Here is a 249-nt window from a genome sequence, read left to right as displayed (position 1 = left end):
CCAAAAGGCGATCCGCCTGTCCCGCCGCCGGACCTGGCGGCGGCGTCGACAGCGAGCCCGTCCACGGTGAGCGCGCTGTCGGCCAGCGTGATGGTCGCCGTGGGGCGCACGGTGTCCACGGAGTAGTTGGCGCTGCTGGCGCTGCCGGTGCCGGCGTTGCCCGCGTCGTCGCGCACGCCGGCGAGGTTCACGCTGATCGTATTCGCCGCGTCATTGGCGTTGGCGTTGGGCGTGAAGGTCGCCGTCCAG

General features: G+C 72.3%; 1 protein-coding gene. It reads right to left on the bottom strand.

Annotated features, from left to right (window positions below):
* Nucleotides 1–249, bottom strand: a 249-nt coding sequence (locus VTU_RS33925; protein WP_010107427.1) for an Ig-like domain-containing protein, incomplete at both ends; no start/stop codon positions are given.

The organism is Verminephrobacter aporrectodeae subsp. tuberculatae At4 (assembly GCF_000193225.1).
GTDB lineage: Bacteria > Pseudomonadota > Gammaproteobacteria > Burkholderiales > Burkholderiaceae_C > Acidovorax > Acidovorax aporrectodeae.
The sequence above is the reverse complement of the archived record's forward strand: the minus strand, read 5'-3'. Positions and strand labels throughout refer to the sequence as shown.